Source organism: Streptomyces sp. 1114.5 (genome assembly GCF_003635085.1).
In the GTDB taxonomy this organism is placed as follows: Bacteria; Actinomycetota; Actinomycetes; order Streptomycetales; family Streptomycetaceae; genus Kitasatospora.
Window position 1 is genome coordinate 3,757,384 of the sequence record NZ_RBXE01000001.1, and the last position, 16,218, is coordinate 3,773,601.

Sequence of the window (16,218 nt, forward strand, 5' to 3'; positions counted from 1 at the left end):
GCGTGAAGCGCCACCTCGTCTCCGCCGCCGATCTCAGCCGCGACGACGCGCTGCTGATCCTGGACACCGCCGAGGAGCTGGCCCAGCTCTCCGGCCGGGCCGTCAAGAAGCTGCCCACGCTGCGCGGCCGCACCGTCGTCAACCTCTTCTTCGAGGACTCCACCCGGACCAAGACCTCCTTCGAGGTCGCCGAGAAGCGCCTCTCGGCCGACGTCATCAACTTCTCCGCCAAGGGCTCCTCGGTCTCCAAGGGCGAGAGCCTGAAGGACACCGCGCTGACCCTGCAGGCCATGGGCGCCGACGCGGTGGTCATCCGCCACCACGCCTCCGGCGCGCCGGCCCGCCTCGCCCAGTCCGACTGGCTGCACGGCAGCGTGATCAACGCCGGTGACGGCACCCACGAGCACCCCACCCAGGCGCTGCTCGACGCCTTCACCATGCGTCGCCACCTCAACCCCGGCGCCGGCCACGACCTCGCGGGCCGCCGGGTCACGATCGTCGGCGACGTCCTGCACAGCCGGGTCGCCCGCTCCAACGTGCACCTGCTGGCCACCCTCGGTGCGCAGGTCACCTTCGTCGCCCCGCCGACGCTGCTGCCGATCGGCATCGAGAACTGGCCCTGCGAGATCAGCTACGACCTGGACCGCGTGCTGCCCAAGACCGACGCGCTGATGATGCTCCGGGTGCAGCGCGAGCGGATGAACGCCGCGTTCTTCCCGACCGAGCGCGAGTACAGCCGCCGCTACGGCATGAACGGCCTCCGGCTGGCCCAGCTGCCCGAGCACGCCATCGTGATGCACCCCGGTCCGATGGTCCGCGGCATGGAGATCACCGCCGAGGTCGCCGACTCGCCGCGCTGCACCGCGGTCGAGCAGGTCGCCAACGGCGTCTCCGTGCGGATGGCCGTGCTGTACCTGCTGCTCGGCGGAGCCACCCCCGCCGACACCCCCGCCGACGCCCCCCGCACCGACTCCGTGGAGACCGCTCAGTGACCAGCTACCTGATCCGCAACGCTCAGATCCTGGGCGGAGCCCCGCAGGACCTCCTCCTCGCCGACGGTGTGATCAAGGAGATCGGCACCGGCCTGGCGGCCGCGGCGGACATCGAGATCGACGCCACCGGGCTGCTCGTGCTGCCCGGCCTGGTCGACCTGCACACCCACCTGCGCGAGCCCGGCCGCGAGGACGCCGAGACCGTGCTCACCGGCACCCGGGCCGCCGCGATGGGCGGCTTCACCGCCGTGCACGCGATGGCCAACACCACCCCGGTGGCCGACACCGCCGGCGTCGTCGAGCAGGTCTGGCGGCTCGGCCAGGAGGCCGGCTACTGCGACGTGCAGCCGGTCGGCGCCGTCACCGTCGGCCTGGAGGGCAAGAAGCTCGCCGAGCTCGGCGCGATGCACGAGTCCGCCGCGAACGTCCGGGTCTTCTCCGACGACGGCAAGTGCGTGGACGACGCGGTGCTGATGCGCCGCGCCCTGGAGTACGTCAAGGCCTTCGACGGCGTCGTCGCCCAGCACGCGCAGGAGCCGCGGCTGACCGAGGGCGCCCAGATGAACGAGGGCCAGGTCTCCGGCGAGCTCGGGCTCGGCGGCTGGCCGGCCGTCGCCGAGGAGTCGATCATCGCCCGCGACGTGCTGCTCGCCGCGCACGTCGGCTCCCGGCTGCACGTCTGCCACGTCTCCACGGCCGGCTCGGTCGAGATCATCCGCTGGGCCAAGGCCAAGGGCTGGGACGTGACCGCCGAGGTCACCCCGCACCACCTGCTCCTCACCGACGAGCTGGTCCGCTCCTACGACCCGGTGTACAAGGTGAACCCGCCGCTGCGCACCGCCGAGGACGTCCAGGCGCTGCGCGCCGCGCTCGCCGACGGCACCATCGACGCCGTCGCCACCGACCACGCGCCGCACCCGGCCGAGGACAAGGACTGCGAGTGGGCCGTGGCCGCCATGGGCATGGTCGGCCTGGAGACCGCGCTGTCCGTCGTGCAGCAGACCATGGTCGAGACCGGCCTGCTGAACTGGGAGGGCGTCGCCGACCGGATGTCGCACCGCCCGGCCCGGATCGGCCGTCTCACCGGGCACGGCCGGCCGGTCTCGGTGGGTGAGCCCGCCAACCTGGTGCTGTTCGATCCCGCGTACCGTGGTGCCGTGAACCCGGACAGCTTCGCCACCCGCAGCCGCAACACCCCCTACAAGGGCCTTGACCTGCCCGGACGGGTGCACGCCACCTTCCTGCGCGGGCGCGCCACCGTGCTGGCCGGCGAGCCGGTCGAGCAGGACGGCACCGCGTGATGGATTACGCCACGCTCGCCAAGGAGCAGGCGAAGGTCACCAACTGGCCCGGGTACATCGGGTGGTCCGTCGGCCTGCTGATCATCATCGGCCTCGTCTACTGGCTGATGCGCCAGGGCTGGAACTGGCGGCGCACCCTGCAGTCCGGCATCCCGCCGCTGCCCGCCGTGCCGGAGCGCGCCGGGCGGACCATCCTGGAGACCAGCGGCCGGTACCACGGCACGACCACCGCCGGGAACTGGCTCGACCGGGTCGTCGCGCACGGCCTGGGCACCCGCAGCAGGGCCGACCTCACCCTCGGCGAGGACGGCCTGCTGGTCCGGCGCCCCGGCGACGTCGACTTCTGGATCCCGGCGGCGCACCTGACCGGTGCCCGTACGGACTCCGGGATCGCCGGCAAGGTCGTCCCGTCCGGGCTGCTCGTCGTCACTTGGACGCTCCCCCAGCCTTCGGCCGGGGGGACCCCCATCGGCACCGAGCTGGACTCCGGCTTCCGGGCCGACCACCCCGACGAGCACGCCGCCTGGGTCGAGGCGATCGCTCAACTTGCCACACGTACGAAGACGAAGATGACGGAAGAGGCCGCGCAATGACCGCACCTGCCCCCACCACGCAGCGCCAACGGCGGGAGCGTGTGCCCGCCGTGCTCGTCCTGGAGGACGGCCGGACCTTCCGCGGCCAGGCCTACGGCGCGATCGGCGAGACCTTCGGCGAGGCCGTCTTCAACACCGGCATGTCCGGCTACCAGGAGACCCTGACCGACCCGTCGTACCACCGCCAGGTGGTCGCGATGACCGCGCCGCAGATCGGCAACACCGGCTGGAACGACGAGGACGACGAGTCCCAGCAGATCTGGGTCGCCGGCTACGTCGTGCGCGACCCCGCCCGGGTCGCCTCCAACTGGCGCTCCCGCCGCTCGCTCGACGAGGAACTGGTCCGCCAGGGCGTCGTCGGCATCAGCGGCATCGACACCCGCGCGCTGACCCGCCACCTGCGCGAGCGCGGCGCGATGCGCTGCGGCATCTTCTCCGGCGAGGCGCTGGCCGACCAGGCCGAGCTGCTCGCCCGGGTGCAGCAGGCGCCCGAGATGAAGGGCGCCGACCTGTGCGCCGAGGTCGCCACCACCGAGCCGTACGTGGTGCCCGCGATCGGTGAGAAGCGCTTCACCGTCGCCGCGCTGGACCTCGGCATCAAGGCGATGACCCCGCAGCGGATGGCCGAGCGCGGCATCGAGGTGCACGTGCTCCCCGCCAACTCCACCCTGGAGGACGTCTACGCCGTCAACCCGGACGGCGTCTTCTTCTCCAACGGCCCGGGCGACCCGGCCACCGCCGACCACCAGGTCGCCGTGGCGCAGGGCGTGCTGGAGCGCAGGACCCCGTTCTTCGGGATCTGCTTCGGCAACCAGATCCTCGGCCGCGCACTGGGCTTCGGCACCTACAAGCTCAAGTACGGCCACCGCGGCATCAACCAGCCGGTGCAGGACCGCACCACCGGCAAGGTCGAGGTGACCGCGCACAACCACGGCTTCGCCGTGAACGCCCCGCTGGACAAGGTGAGCGACACCCCGTACGGGCGGGTCCAGGTCTCCCACGTCTGCCTGAACGACGACGTGGTCGAGGGCCTGCAGGCGCTCGACGTCCCCGCCTTCAGCGTCCAGTACCACCCCGAAGCCGCTGCCGGCCCGCACGACGCCGCCTACCTCTTCGACCGTTTCGTGAGCCTCATGGAGGGCCAGCGTGCCTAAGCGCACCGACATCAAGTCCGTCCTGGTCATCGGCTCCGGCCCGATCGTCATCGGCCAGGCCGCCGAGTTCGACTACTCGGGTACGCAGGCCTGCCGGGTCCTCAAGGCCGAGGGCCTGCGGGTCGTGCTGGTGAACTCCAACCCGGCCACGATCATGACCGACCCGGAGATCGCCGACGCCACCTACGTCGAGCCGATCACCCCGGAGTTCGTCGAGAAGATCATCGCCAAGGAGCGCCCCGACGCGCTGCTGCCGACCCTGGGCGGGCAGACCGCGCTCAACACCGCGATCTCCCTGCACGCCTCCGGCACGCTGGAGAAGTACGGCGTCGAGCTGATCGGCGCCGACGTCGAGGCGATCAACAAGGGCGAGGACCGCGACCTGTTCAAGGGCGTCGTCGAAGCCGTCAACGCCAAGATCGGTTACGGCGAGTCCGCCCGCTCCGTCATCTGCCACACCATGGACGAGGTGCTGGCCGGCGTCGACACGCTCGGCGGCTACCCCGTCGTCGTGCGCCCCTCCTTCACCATGGGCGGCGCCGGCTCCGGCTTCGCCCACAACGAGGAGGACCTGCGCCGCATCGCCGGCCAGGGCCTGACCCTCTCGCCGACCACCGAGGTGCTCCTGGAGGAGTCCATCCTCGGCTGGAAGGAGTACGAGCTGGAGCTGATGCGCGACAAGCAGGACAACGTCGTGGTCGTCTGCTCCATCGAGAACTTCGACCCGATGGGCGTGCACACCGGTGACTCGATCACCGTCGCCCCGGCGATGACCCTGACCGACCGCGAGTACCAGATCCTGCGCGACATCGGCATCGCCGTCATCCGCGAGGTCGGCGTCGACACCGGCGGCTGCAACATCCAGTTCGCCGTCAACCCCGAGGACGGCCGGGTCATCGTCATCGAGATGAACCCGCGCGTGTCCCGCTCCTCGGCGCTCGCCTCCAAGGCCACCGGCTTCCCGATCGCCAAGATCGCCGCCAAGCTGGCCGTCGGCTACACCCTGGACGAGATCCCCAACGACATCACCGAGGAGACCCCGGCCTCCTTCGAGCCGACCCTCGACTACGTCGTGGTCAAGGTCCCGCGGTTCGCGTTCGAGAAGTTCCCGAGCGCCGACGCCACGCTGACCACCACCATGAAGTCCGTCGGCGAGGCCATGGCGCTGGGCCGCAACTTCCCCGAGGCGCTGCAGAAGGCACTGCGCTCGCTGGAGAAGAAGGGCTCCCAGTTCTCCTGGACCGGCCCCGTCGGCGACAAGGCGGAGCTGCTGGCCAAGGCGGTCGTGCCGACCGACGGCCGGATCAACACCGTGATGGACGCGATCCGGGCCGGCGCCACCCCGGAGGAGGTGTTCGAGGCCACCAAGATCGACCCGTGGTTCGTCGACCAGCTGTTCCTGCTGGACGAGATCGCCGGCGAGCTGGCCGACGCCGCCGAGCTCACCCCCGAGCTGCTGCGCCACGCCAAGCGGCACGGCTTCTCCGACCAGCAGGTCGGCGAGATCCGCGGCCTCAAGCCGGACGTCGTCCGCGAGGTGCGCCACGCCCTCGGCATCCGCCCGGTGTTCAAGACCGTCGACACCTGCGCCGCCGAGTTCGCCGCCAAGACCCCGTACTTCTACTCGTCCTACGACGAGGAGAGCGAGGTCGCCCCGCGCTCCAAGCCCGCCGTGATCATCCTGGGCTCCGGCCCGAACCGCATCGGCCAGGGCATCGAGTTCGACTACTCCTGCGTGCACGCCTCCTTCGCGCTCGCCGACGCCGGGTACGAGACCGTCATGGTCAACTGCAACCCGGAGACCGTCTCCACCGACTACGACACCTCCGACCGGCTCTACTTCGAGCCGCTCACCCTGGAGGACGTGCTGGAGATCGTCCACGCCGAGCAGCAGGCCGGCCCGCTGGCCGGCGTGATCGTCCAGCTCGGCGGCCAGACCCCGCTCGGCCTGGCCCAGGCGCTCAAGGACAACGGCGTGCCGATCGTCGGCACCCAGCCCGAGGCGATCGACCTCGCCGAGGAGCGCGGCGCCTTCGGCCGCGTCCTGCGCGACGCCGGCCTGCCCGCCCCCAAGCACGGCACCGCCTTCTCCTTCGAGGAGGCCAAGGCGATCGCCGACGAGATCGGCTACCCGGTGCTCGCCCGCCCGTCCTACGTGCTCGGCGGCCGCGGCATGGAGATCGTCTACGACGAGGCCTCGCTCGCCTCCTACCTGGAGCGCCACGCCGGCCTGATCTCCGAGCACCCGGTGCTCATCGACCGCTTCCTGGACGACGCGGTGGAGATCGACGTCGACGCGCTCTACGACGGCACCGAGCTCTACCTCGGCGGCGTCATGGAGCACATCGAGGAGGCCGGCATCCACTCCGGCGACTCCGCCTGCGCGCTGCCCCCGATCACCCTCGGCGGCCACGACATCAAGCGCCTGCGCGCCTCCACCGAGGCCATCGCGCGCGGCGTCGGGGTCCGCGGTCTGATCAACATCCAGTTCGCCCTCTCCGGCGACATCCTGTACGTCCTGGAGGCCAACCCGCGCGCCTCCCGGACCGTCCCGTTCACCTCCAAGGCGACCGCCGTGCCGCTGGCCAAGGCCGCCGCCCGGATCTCGCTCGGCGCCACCGTCGCCGAGCTGCGCGCCGAGGGCCTGCTCCCGGCCGAGGGCGACGGCGGCACGCTGCCCGCCGACGCGCCGATCGCCGTCAAGGAGGCCGTGATGCCGTGGAGCCGCTTCCGCGACATCCACGGCCGCGGCGTGGACACCGTGCTCGGCCCGGAGATGCGCTCGACCGGTGAGGTCATGGGCATCGACAAGGTCTTCGGCACCGCCTACGCCAAGGCGCAGACCGGCGCCTACGGTGCGCTGCCGACCAAGGGCAAGGTCTTCGTCTCCGTCGCCAACCGGGACAAGCGCAACCTGGTCTTCCCGGCCCGCGCGCTGGTCGGCCTCGGCTTCGAACTGCTCGCCACCGCCGGCACCGCCGAGGTGCTGCAGCGCGGCGGCATCCCGTCCACGCTGGTGCGCAAGCACAGCGAGGGCGAGGGCCCGAACGGCGAGAAGACGATCGTCCAGCTGATCCACGACGGCGAGGTCGACCTCATCATCAACACGCCGTACGGCACCGGCGGCCGCCTCGACGGCTACGAGATCCGCACCGCGGCCGTGGCGCGGGCGGTGCCCTGCCTGACCACCGTCCAGGCGATGGGCGCGGCCGTCCAGGGCATCGACCGGCTGCTGCGCGACGAGGTCGGGGTGATGTCGCTCCAGGAGCACGCCGAGCTGATCAACGCCGGCCGCAAGTAGCACCACCGCAGTGGGGGGCACCGGAACCGTTGGGTGCCCCCCACTCGTGTGCCCGAATCCGTTTCTCCGCTCCGGGAGTTGAACCGCCCTTGTACAAGCTTCTGTTCGACCTGGTCTTCAAGAAGATGGACCCCGAGAAGGCCCACCACCTGGCCTTCTTCTGGATCCGGCTCGCCTCCTCGGTGCCCGGCCTGCGCACCCTGGTGCGGCTGGTGCTCGCCCCGCGCGACCGCGCCCTGCGCACCGGCGCCCTCGGCCTGGACCTGCCCGGCCCGTTCGGCCTGGCGGCCGGCTTCGACAAGAACGGCGTCGGCATCGACGGCCTGGCCATGCTCGGCTTCGACTACGTCGAGATCGGCACCATCACCGGCGAGCCCCAGCCCGGCAACCCGGCGCCCCGGCTGTTCCGCCTGGTCGAGGACCGCGCGCTGATCAACCGGATGGGCTTCAACAACCAGGGCTCGGCCCGGGTCGCCGCCCGGCTCGCCGCCCGCCCGCACACCAGCTCCACCCCGGTGATCGGCGTCAACATCGGCAAGACCAAGGTGGTCGAGGAGGCCGACGCCGTCGCCGACTACGTCAAGTCCACCGAGCGGCTGGCGAAGTACGCCGACTACCTGGTGGTCAACGTCAGCTCGCCGAACACCCCGGGGCTGCGCAACCTGCAGGCCGTGGACCACCTGCGCCCGCTGCTCGCCGCCGTGCGCGAGGCCGCCGACCGCACCACCGCGCACCACGTGCCGCTGCTGGTCAAGATCGCCCCCGACCTGGCCGACGAGGACGTCGACGCCGTCGCCGACCTCGCGCTGGAGCTGGGCCTGGACGGCATCATCGCCACCAACACCACGATCGGCCGTGAGGGCCTGCGCACCGACGCCGCCCGGGTCGAGGAGATCGGCATGGGCGGCCTGTCCGGCGCCCCGCTCAAGGCCCGCGCGCTGGAGGTCCTGCAGCGGCTGCGCGCCCGTACCGAGGGCCGGCTCACCCTGGTCTCGGTCGGCGGCATCGAGACCGCCGAGGACGCCTGGCAGCGGATCGTGCACGGCGCCGACCTGGTCCAGGGCTACAGCGCCTTCATCTACGAGGGCCCGTTCTGGTGCCGGAAGATCCACAAGGGCCTTTCCGCCCGGCTCCGGGCCGCGGGCTTCCGCGACCTGGCCTCCGCCGTCGGCAGCGCCGTGCGCAGCTCGTGACCACCCCCATCGGCTCCGGAAACCCCGGTTCTGGAAAGGACGACATGACTCTCGCCCCGTTCGGCGCCCGGCTGCGCCAGGCCCTCGACACCCGCGGCCAGCTCTGCGTCGGCATCGACCCGCACGCCTCCCTGCTCGCCGCCTGGGGGCTCGGCGACGACCTCGCCGGGCTGGAGACCTTCAGCCGCACCGTGGTCGAGGCGCTGGCCGACCGGGTGGCCGTGCTCAAGCCGCAGGCCGCCTTCTTCGAACGCTTCGGCAGCAAGGGCGTCGCGGTGCTGGAGAAGTCCGTCGAGGAGGCCCGGGCGGCCGGCGCGCTGGTCCTGATGGACGCCAAGCGCGGCGACATCGGCTCCACCATGGCCGCCTACGCCGAGGCCTTCCTGTCGCCCGGCAGCCCGCTGTTCTCGGACGCCGTGACGGTCAGCCCCTACCTGGGCTTCGGCTCGCTGCGCCCGGCCCTGGACCTGGCCCGTGAGCAGGGCTGCGGCGTCTTCGCGCTGGCGCTCACCTCCAACCCGGAGGGCGCCGAGGTGCAGCGCGCGGTGGGCGCGGACGGCGAGCCGGTCGCGGCCTCGGTGCTGCGGCAGCTGGCGGCCGAGAACGCGGACGCCGCGCCGCTGGGCTCCTTCGGCGCGGTGGTCGGCGCGACGCTGGCCGACGCGGGCGTGGACCTGGCCATCAACGGCCCGCTGCTGGCCCCCGGGATCGGCGCCCAGGGCGCGACCATGGCGGACCTGCCGCGGGTGTTCGGCGCCTCGGTGCTGAACGTGGTGCCGAGCGTGAGCCGGGACGTCCTCAAGCACGGCCCCTCGGTGGCGGCTCTGCGGGAGGCGGCGGACCGCTTCGTCGGGGAGTTCGCGGACGCCGTCAAGTGACGGTCGTCCTCGCGTGACGGATCGCGTGGCGGATCGGGTGGCGGACGCCGTCGGGTGACGGGAGGTGTCCGCCCGGTTGCGGAAGGCGCGGTTCTGGTAGCGGCGCGGTGACCCTGTGGAGTGTCCGCAGGACGGCGGCGCCGTCGCGGAGTCGACGTGAGCGCCGTCACATCGACCGTGTCAAAGTCTCGCAATCGCGGTCAATTTGCCCGGGAAAGTCCTGGTCGGCCTTGGCTGACCAGGACTTTTCGTGTTCTTTTCCTGACGTGGCGCCGCAATCCGGGTAGTGTCCGGCGATAGGTCATCGGCGAGCCGCGATTCACGCGTCTCCCGCAGGTCAGGGCCTTGTGGTTCCCCCTTGCGGACGGTGTCCTCGGTACCGAACCAGTCCTAGCTCAATCCCTTCCATCCACACCTGAGGTGAACGGCGTGGCTCTTCCGCCCCTTACCCCTGAACAGCGCACCGCCGCGCTCGCCAAGGCCGCCGAGGCTCGCCGGGAGCGCGCCGAGGTCAAGAACCGGCTCAAGCACTCCGGCGCCTCCCTGCACGAGGTGATCAAGGCCGGCAAGGCCGACAACGACGTGATCGGCAAGATGAAGGTCTCGGCCCTGCTCGAATCCCTTCCGGGTGTCGGCAAGGTCCGCGCCAAGCAGATCATGGAGCGCCTCGGCATCAGCGAGAGCCGGCGCGTCCGGGGCCTCGGCACCAACCAGATCGCCTCCCTGGAGCGGGAGTTCGGCGGGGGTGCCGCCTGACCGTGACCCGGTGGTCCCGGGAAGCTCCGCGATCCGGGATAATCGGTGCATGAGTGAGCGTCCGCGGCTGACCGTGCTCTCCGGCCCCTCGGGGGTCGGCAAGAGCACGGTCGTCGCTCATATGAGGAAGATGCACCCCGAGGTCTGGCTCTCGGTGTCGGCGACGACCCGCCACCCCAGGCCCGGCGAGAAGAACGGGGTCCAGTACCACTTCGTCGACAACGACGAGTTCGACAAGCTGGTCGCCAACGGCGAACTGCTGGAGTGGGCCGAGTTCGCCGGGAACCGCTACGGCACCCCGCGTGCGGCCGTGCTGGAGAAGCTGGAGCGCGGCGAGCCCGTGCTGCTGGAGATCGACCTCCAGGGCGCCCGGCAGGTGCGCGAGTCGATGTCCGACGCCCAGCTGGTCTTCCTGGCCCCGCCGAGCTGGGACGAGCTGGTCCGCCGGCTGACCGGCCGGGGCACCGAGCCGCAGGACGTGATCGAGAAGCGGCTCGCCGCCGCCAAGATCGAGCTCGCTGCCGAGCCCGAGTTCGACACGACCCTGGTCAACACCTCCGTCGAGCAGGTAGCGGCCGAACTGCTAGCCTTGCTCGGTGTAGCCTGACCTGTCTGTCTTTTCCACCCTTTCGGAAGGTTTTCGCGTGTCCTCTTCCATGACCGCGCCCGAGGGCATCATCAACCCGCCGATCGACGAGCTGCTTGAGGCCACCGACTCCAAGTACAGCCTCGTGATCTACGCCGCCAAGCGCGCGCGCCAGATCAACGCGTACTACTCCCAGCTCGGTGAGGGTCTGCTGGAGTACGTCGGCCCGCTGGTCGACACCCACGTGCACGAGAAGCCGCTGTCGATCGCGCTGCGCGAGATCAACGCGGGCATGCTGACCGCCGAGGCGGTCGAGGCCGCCTGAGGCGGTCGGTAGCTTCGTGGTTTCCGGGAGGGCCCGGCGGAATCGTTTCCGCCGGGCCCTCCGGCGTTTCCGCTCGCTGTCGGTGGCCGCCGGTAGGGGGTGGGGCACCGCGCAGGCGGCTGAGGGGCCGTAGGGTGGGCGGGTTCCCGATGCGGAGAAAGGTCGGTACATGAGCGCTCCAGCGGACGCCCCCCGCGTGGTCCTCGGTGTGAGCGGCGGGATCGCCGCCTACAAGGCGTGCGAACTGCTGCGCCGGTTCACCGAGTCCGGCCACCAGGTCACCGTGGTGCCCACCGAGGCCGCGCTGCACTTCGTCGGCGAGGCGACCTGGGCCGCGCTGTCCGGCCGCCCGGCCGCCACCGAGACCTGGGAGCGCGTCCACGAGGTGCCGCACGTGCGGATCGGGCAGCAGGCCGACCTGGTCGTGGTCGCCCCGGCCACCGCCGACCTGATCGCCAAGGCCGCCCACGGCCTGGCCGACGACCTGCTGACCAACACCCTGCTCACCGCCCGCTGCCCGGTCGTGGTGGCGCCCGCCATGCACACCGAGATGTGGGAGCACCCCGCCACCCGGGACAACGTCGCCACGCTGCGCCGCCGGGGCGTGATCGTGCTGGAGCCGGCTGTCGGGCGGCTCACCGGCAAGGACACCGGCAAGGGGCGGCTGCCCGAGCCGTCCGCGATCTTCGACGCCTGCCGGGCCGTGCTGCGCCGCGGCGGGGCGGTCGCGACCGACCTGGCGGGCCGGCACGTGGTGGTCTCGGCCGGCGGCACCCGGGAGCCGCTGGACCCGGTGCGCTTCCTCGGCAACCGCTCCTCCGGCAAGCAGGGCTACGCGCTCGCGGTGACGGCCGCGGCCCGCGGGGCCCGGGTGACCCTGCTCTCGGCCAACGCCGAGCTGCCGGACCCGGCCGGGGTGGACGTGGTGCACGTCTCGACCGCGCTGGAGCTGCGCGAGGCGGCGCTCAAGGCCGCCGCGGACGCGGACGCGGTGGTGATGGCCGCCGCCGTGGCCGACTTCCGACCCGCCGAGTACGCGACCGGCAAGATCAAGAAGGTCGAGGGGATCGAGCCGGCGCCCGTCGCCCTGGTGCGCAATCCCGACATCCTGGCCGAGCTGTCGGCCCACCGGCCCCGTTCGGGTCAACTGGTCGTGGGTTTTGCTGCGGAGACCGACGACGTGCTCGCCAACGGCCGCGCCAAGCTCGCCCGCAAGGGGTGTGACCTGCTCGTCGTCAACGAGGTGGGCAACGGCAAGGCCTTCGGCACGGACGTCAACGAGGCCGTCGTCCTGGGCTCGGACGGCAGTGAGACGGCTGTTCCGGTCGGCCCGAAGGAGGTCCTTGCGGACGTGGTCTGGGACCTCGTCGCAAAGCGGCTGGAAACGGGCGGCAACTGATCGAAATCGATCTCAGAACGTTCGAGAATTCCAGAAGCGGGTGACGTTCGACGGAACCAGACCGTTAGAATCCAGGAATCAAGTCTTTCCGGAGTCTCCCGGTCCACCCGGGGAACTTCAGTCAGCAGCCGCTGCAACCCCAGGGAGCGCTGTGTCTCGCCGCCTGTTCACCTCGGAGTCCGTCACCGAGGGACACCCCGACAAGATCGCTGACCAGATCAGCGACACCATCCTTGACGCTCTCCTGCGTGAGGACCCGACTTCCCGGGTCGCCGTGGAGACGCTCATCACCACCGGCCAGGTGCACGTGGCCGGCGAGGTGACCACCAAGGCGTACGCGCCGATCGCCCAGCTCGTCCGGGACAAGATCCTGGAGATCGGCTACGACAGCTCCAAGAAGGGCTTCGACGGCGCCTCCTGCGGCGTCTCGGTGTCCATCGGTGCCCAGTCGCCCGACATCGCGCAGGGCGTCGACACCGCGTACGAGGCCCGGGTCGAGGGTGACGACGACGACCTGGACAAGCAGGGCGCCGGTGACCAGGGCCTGATGTTCGGCTACGCGTCCGACGAGACGCCCGAGCTCATGCCGCTGCCGATCACGCTGGCCCACCGCCTCTCGCGCCGGCTGACCGAGGTTCGCAAGAACGGGACCATCCCCTACCTGCGCCCCGACGGCAAGACCCAGGTCACCATCGAGTACGACGGCGACAAGGCCGTCCGCCTCGACACCGTGGTCGTCTCCACCCAGCACGCCAGTGACATCGACCTGGAGTCGCTGCTCACCCCGGACATCCGGGAGTTCGTGGTGGAGCCCGAGCTCAAGGCGCTCGCCGAGCAGGGCATCAAGCTGACCACCGACGGCTACCGCCTGCTGGTCAACCCGACCGGCCGCTTCGAGATCGGCGGCCCGATGGGCGACGCCGGCCTCACCGGCCGCAAGATCATCATCGACACCTACGGCGGCATGGCCCGCCACGGTGGCGGCGCCTTCTCGGGCAAGGACCCGTCCAAGGTGGACCGCTCGGCCGCGTACGCGATGCGCTGGGTGGCGAAGAACATCGTCGCCGCCGGCCTCGCCCGCCGCGCCGAGGTGCAGGTCGCGTACGCGATCGGCAAGGCCGAGCCGGTCGGCCTCTTCGTGGAGACCTTCGGCACCGAGACCGTGCCGGTCCTCAGCATCCAGAAGGCCGTCTCCGAGGTCTTCGACCTGCGCCCGGCCGCGATCATCCGCGACCTGGACCTGCTGCGGCCGATCTACTCCCAGACCGCCGCGTACGGCCACTTCGGCCGTGAGCTGCCGGACTTCACCTGGGAGCGCACCGACCGGGTGGAGCAGCTGAAGGCTGCCGTGCAGGACTGACGTCCGGACGTCGTGAGGCGGCGCCCGTCCCTTCGGGGGCGGGCGCCGCTTCCGTGTGCGGGCGGGTCGGCCGTGTGGGTCGTCGGTGTGTGTGCGTTGTCGGTGTGACCTGGTAGTACTTGGGAGCGATGAGCAGCACAGGGGAGAACGGGGCCGCGGAGCCGGAGCAGCTGGCCTTCATCCGGGAGACGGTCAAGCGCGCCAAGCCGCGCAGCTGGCGCGGGGCGAAGCGGGCCGAGCACCTGCCGGTGGCCCGGGTCGTGGTGGACAAGGGCGTGCTCACCATCGACAAGTTCTTCGACTACGAGGTGCCGGCCGCCATGGCCGAGGAGGCCCGCCCCGGGGTGCGGGTGCGGGTGCGGTTCGGCGCGCGCGTGGTGAACGGCCAGCGCGAGGGCGGCGAGCTGCACGACGGGTTCATCGTCGCCCGGCTGGAGAAGAGCGACTTCCCCGGGCCGCTCGCCCCGCTGGCGCAGGTGCTCTCTCCCGAGCCGGTGCTCACCCCGCAGCTGCTGCGGCTCTGCCGAACCGTCGCCGACCGCTACGCCGGGACGCTCGCCGACGTGCTCCAGCTGGCCGTCCCGCCCCGGCACGCCAAGGCCGAGGCCGAGCCCTCCCCGCCGCCGCAGCCGCGCCCGGCCGCCCCGGCCCCCGGCGGCTGGCAGCGCTACCCGGCCGGGCCGGACTTCCTCGCCGCACTGGCCGGGGGCGGCTCGCCGCGCGCGGTGTGGACGGCGCTGCCCGGGCCCGGCTGGCCGTACGAGATCGCGCGGGCGGTGGCGGCGACGCTGGCGAGCGGGCGCGGGGCGCTGGTCGTCGTGCCGGACGGGCGGTCGCTCGCCCGGGTCGACCAGGCGCTCACCGAACTGCTCGGCCCCGGGATGCACGTGGCGCTGGAGGCCGAGCTCGGCCCGCGCGAGCGCTACAAGCGCTGGCTCGCGGTGAGCCGGGGCTCGGTGCACGCCGCGATCGGCACCCGCGCCACCATGTTCGCCCCGGTGCGCGACCTCGGGCTGGTCGTCGTCTGGTCCGACGGGGACAGCAGCCACAGCGACCCGCGCGCCCCGCACCCGCACGTGCGGGAGGTGGCGCTGCTGCGCGCCGCCGAGGAGGGCGCGGCGGTGCTGCTGGGCGGGCACGCGGTGACGGTGGAGGGCGCGCAGCTGGTCAGCACCGGTTGGGCCCGCCCGCTCGTCGCGGACCGGGAGACGGTGCGGCAGGTCGCGCCCAGGGTGCGGACCGTCACCGACCAGGACCAGCACCGGGACGCGGCGGCGCAGGCCGCCCGGCTGCCCTCCGTCGCCTGGGAGGCCGCCCGGGAGGCGTTGGCGGCCGGACACCCGGTGCTGATCCAGGTGCCCCGGCGCGGCTACGTACCCCGGCTGGCCTGCGGGCGCTGCCGGACCCCGGCGCGGTGCCGGCGCTGCGAGGGGCCGCTGGAGGCGCCCTCGGCGGACGCCCTGCTGACCTGCGGGTGGTGCGGGCAGACGGAGGACGACTGGCACTGCCCCGAGTGCGGGTCGTTCCGGCTGCGGGCCCAGGTGGTCGGCGCCCGGCGGACGGCGGAGGAACTGGGCAAGGCGTTCCCGCGGATCCCGGTGCGGACCTCGGGCCGGGACGCGGTGCTGGCCACCGTGCCGGACGAGCCCTCGCTGGTGATCTCCACACCGGGTGCGGAGCCCCTGGTGGAGGGCGGCTCCGGGTACGGGGCCGCGCTGCTGCTGGACGGGTGGGCGCTGCTGAGCCGGCCCGACCTGCGGGCCGGGGAGGAGGCGCTGCGGCTCTGGCTGGCGGCCGCCGCGCTGGTGCGGCCCTCGACCGAGGGCGGCACGGTGGTCGTGGTCGCCGAGCCCTCCGCCCGACCGGTGCAGGCGCTGGTGCGGTGGGACCCGCTGGGGCACGCCGGGCTGGAGCGGGACGAGCGGGCGCAGCTGCACTTCCCGCCGGTGTCGCGGATGGCGTCGGTCAGCGGCAGCCCGGCGGCCGTCGCCGACCTGCTGGGGCTGATCCGGCTGCCCGAGGGGGCGGACGTGCTCGGGCCGGTGCCGGTGCCGGCGCTGCGGGGGGAGGAGCAGGAGCGGGCGCTGCTGCGGGTGTCGCCCGGGCAGGGGGCGGCGCTGGCGGCGGCGCTCAAGGCGGCGCAGATCGCGCGGATCGCGCTGCGGACGGCGGAGCCGGTGCGGGTGCGGGTGGATCCGACGGACATCGGCTGAGGTCGGGCCGGGGAGCGGCGCGGGCGGGGTCTCGGGAAGGCTTCGGGGAGGGGCGTGCTTCGGGGAGGGGCGTGCGGCGCCGGTGGGGGGAGTGGAGGGCGTGCGGCGCCGGTGGGGCGGGGTGAGTGGGCCACCCCGCCCCGGACGGCCGGTGGTGCGTACGGTGG

General features: G+C 72.3%; 13 protein-coding genes. All 13 read left to right on the forward strand.

All coding sequences use genetic code 11. From position 1 onward, the window contains the following. The first annotated feature begins 2 nt into the window (after positions 1 to 2). The 13 genes from BX285_RS16865 to BX285_RS16925 all read left to right on the forward strand — a co-directional run bounded on the left by BX285_RS16865 (position 3) and on the right by BX285_RS16925 (position 16,051). The gene (locus BX285_RS16865; protein WP_097238728.1) at positions 3 to 992 is read left to right on the forward strand and encodes an aspartate carbamoyltransferase catalytic subunit; all 990 of its coding nucleotides are present in this window, start codon (positions 3 to 5) and stop codon (positions 990 to 992) included. Further along, positions 989 to 2,293, forward strand: coding sequence for a dihydroorotase (locus BX285_RS16870; protein WP_097238729.1), 1,305 nt, complete (start codon positions 989 to 991; stop codon positions 2,291 to 2,293). The genes BX285_RS16865 and BX285_RS16870 overlap by 4 nt, the downstream gene beginning before the upstream one ends. Further along, a complete protein-coding gene (locus BX285_RS16875; RefSeq protein ID WP_121175552.1) occupies positions 2,293 to 2,886 on the forward strand; it encodes a hypothetical protein in 594 nt (197 codons plus the stop codon). The genes BX285_RS16870 and BX285_RS16875 overlap by 1 nt, the downstream gene beginning before the upstream one ends. Then, positions 2,883 to 4,040, forward strand: a complete 1,158-nt coding sequence (gene carA / locus BX285_RS16880; RefSeq protein WP_121175553.1) for a glutamine-hydrolyzing carbamoyl-phosphate synthase small subunit — start codon at positions 2,883 to 2,885, stop codon at positions 4,038 to 4,040. The genes BX285_RS16875 and carA overlap by 4 nt, the downstream gene beginning before the upstream one ends. Beyond that, positions 4,033 to 7,341: a carbamoyl-phosphate synthase large subunit gene (carB, locus tag BX285_RS16885; protein WP_097238731.1), complete on the forward strand. Its 3,309-nt coding sequence runs from the start codon at positions 4,033 to 4,035 to the stop codon at positions 7,339 to 7,341. The genes carA and carB overlap by 8 nt, the downstream gene beginning before the upstream one ends. 89 nt (positions 7,342 to 7,430) lie before the next feature. Then, the gene (locus BX285_RS16890) at positions 7,431 to 8,534 is read left to right on the forward strand and encodes a quinone-dependent dihydroorotate dehydrogenase (protein ID WP_121175554.1); all 1,104 of its coding nucleotides are present in this window, start codon (positions 7,431 to 7,433) and stop codon (positions 8,532 to 8,534) included. Between the two features lie 44 nt (positions 8,535 to 8,578). After that, positions 8,579 to 9,412 carry an orotidine-5'-phosphate decarboxylase gene (pyrF, locus tag BX285_RS16895; protein ID WP_097238733.1) on the forward strand — a complete coding sequence of 278 codons (834 nt, stop codon included), beginning with the start codon at positions 8,579 to 8,581 and terminating at the stop codon, positions 9,410 to 9,412. A 429-nt stretch (positions 9,413 to 9,841) separates the two neighbouring features. Continuing rightward, complete coding sequence (gene mihF, locus BX285_RS16900) at positions 9,842 to 10,168, forward strand: integration host factor, actinobacterial type (RefSeq protein WP_030056187.1); 327 nt, start codon at positions 9,842 to 9,844, stop codon at positions 10,166 to 10,168. 49 nt (positions 10,169 to 10,217) lie between these two features. Continuing rightward, positions 10,218 to 10,775 carry a guanylate kinase gene (gmk, locus tag BX285_RS16905; RefSeq protein WP_097238734.1) on the forward strand — a complete coding sequence of 186 codons (558 nt, stop codon included), beginning with the start codon at positions 10,218 to 10,220 and terminating at the stop codon, positions 10,773 to 10,775. Between the two features lie 37 nt (positions 10,776 to 10,812). Further along, positions 10,813 to 11,079 carry a DNA-directed RNA polymerase subunit omega gene (gene rpoZ, locus BX285_RS16910; protein WP_030056185.1) on the forward strand — a complete coding sequence of 89 codons (267 nt, stop codon included), beginning with the start codon at positions 10,813 to 10,815 and terminating at the stop codon, positions 11,077 to 11,079. A gap of 169 nt (positions 11,080 to 11,248) precedes the next feature. Beyond that, positions 11,249 to 12,478, forward strand: coding sequence for a bifunctional phosphopantothenoylcysteine decarboxylase/phosphopantothenate--cysteine ligase CoaBC (gene coaBC / locus BX285_RS16915; protein WP_121175555.1), 1,230 nt, complete (start codon positions 11,249 to 11,251; stop codon positions 12,476 to 12,478). A gap of 151 nt (positions 12,479 to 12,629) precedes the next feature. Beyond that, positions 12,630 to 13,838, forward strand: a complete 1,209-nt coding sequence (metK, locus tag BX285_RS16920; protein ID WP_097238736.1) for a methionine adenosyltransferase — start codon at positions 12,630 to 12,632, stop codon at positions 13,836 to 13,838. 128 nt (positions 13,839 to 13,966) lie between these two features. Beyond that, the gene (locus tag BX285_RS16925) at positions 13,967 to 16,051 is read left to right on the forward strand and encodes a primosomal protein N' (protein WP_121175556.1); all 2,085 of its coding nucleotides are present in this window, start codon (positions 13,967 to 13,969) and stop codon (positions 16,049 to 16,051) included. The last annotated feature ends 167 nt before the right edge of the window (positions 16,052 to 16,218 follow it).

Excerpts from the sequence above, each read along its gene's own strand:
- coaBC (WP_121175555.1), top strand. The coding sequence starts at position 11,249 with ATGAGCGCTCCAGCGGACGCCCCCCGCGTGGTCCTCGGTGTGAGCGGC.
- gmk (WP_097238734.1), top strand. The coding sequence starts at position 10,218 with ATGAGTGAGCGTCCGCGGCTGACCGTGCTCTCCGGCCCCTCGGGGGTC.
- BX285_RS16875 (WP_121175552.1), top strand. The coding sequence starts at position 2,293 with ATGGATTACGCCACGCTCGCCAAGGAGCAGGCGAAGGTCACCAACTGG.
- carA (WP_121175553.1), top strand. The coding sequence starts at position 2,883 with ATGACCGCACCTGCCCCCACCACGCAGCGCCAACGGCGGGAGCGTGTG.
- pyrF (WP_097238733.1), top strand. The coding sequence starts at position 8,579 with ATGACTCTCGCCCCGTTCGGCGCCCGGCTGCGCCAGGCCCTCGACACC.
- BX285_RS16925 (WP_121175556.1), top strand. The coding sequence starts at position 13,967 with ATGAGCAGCACAGGGGAGAACGGGGCCGCGGAGCCGGAGCAGCTGGCC.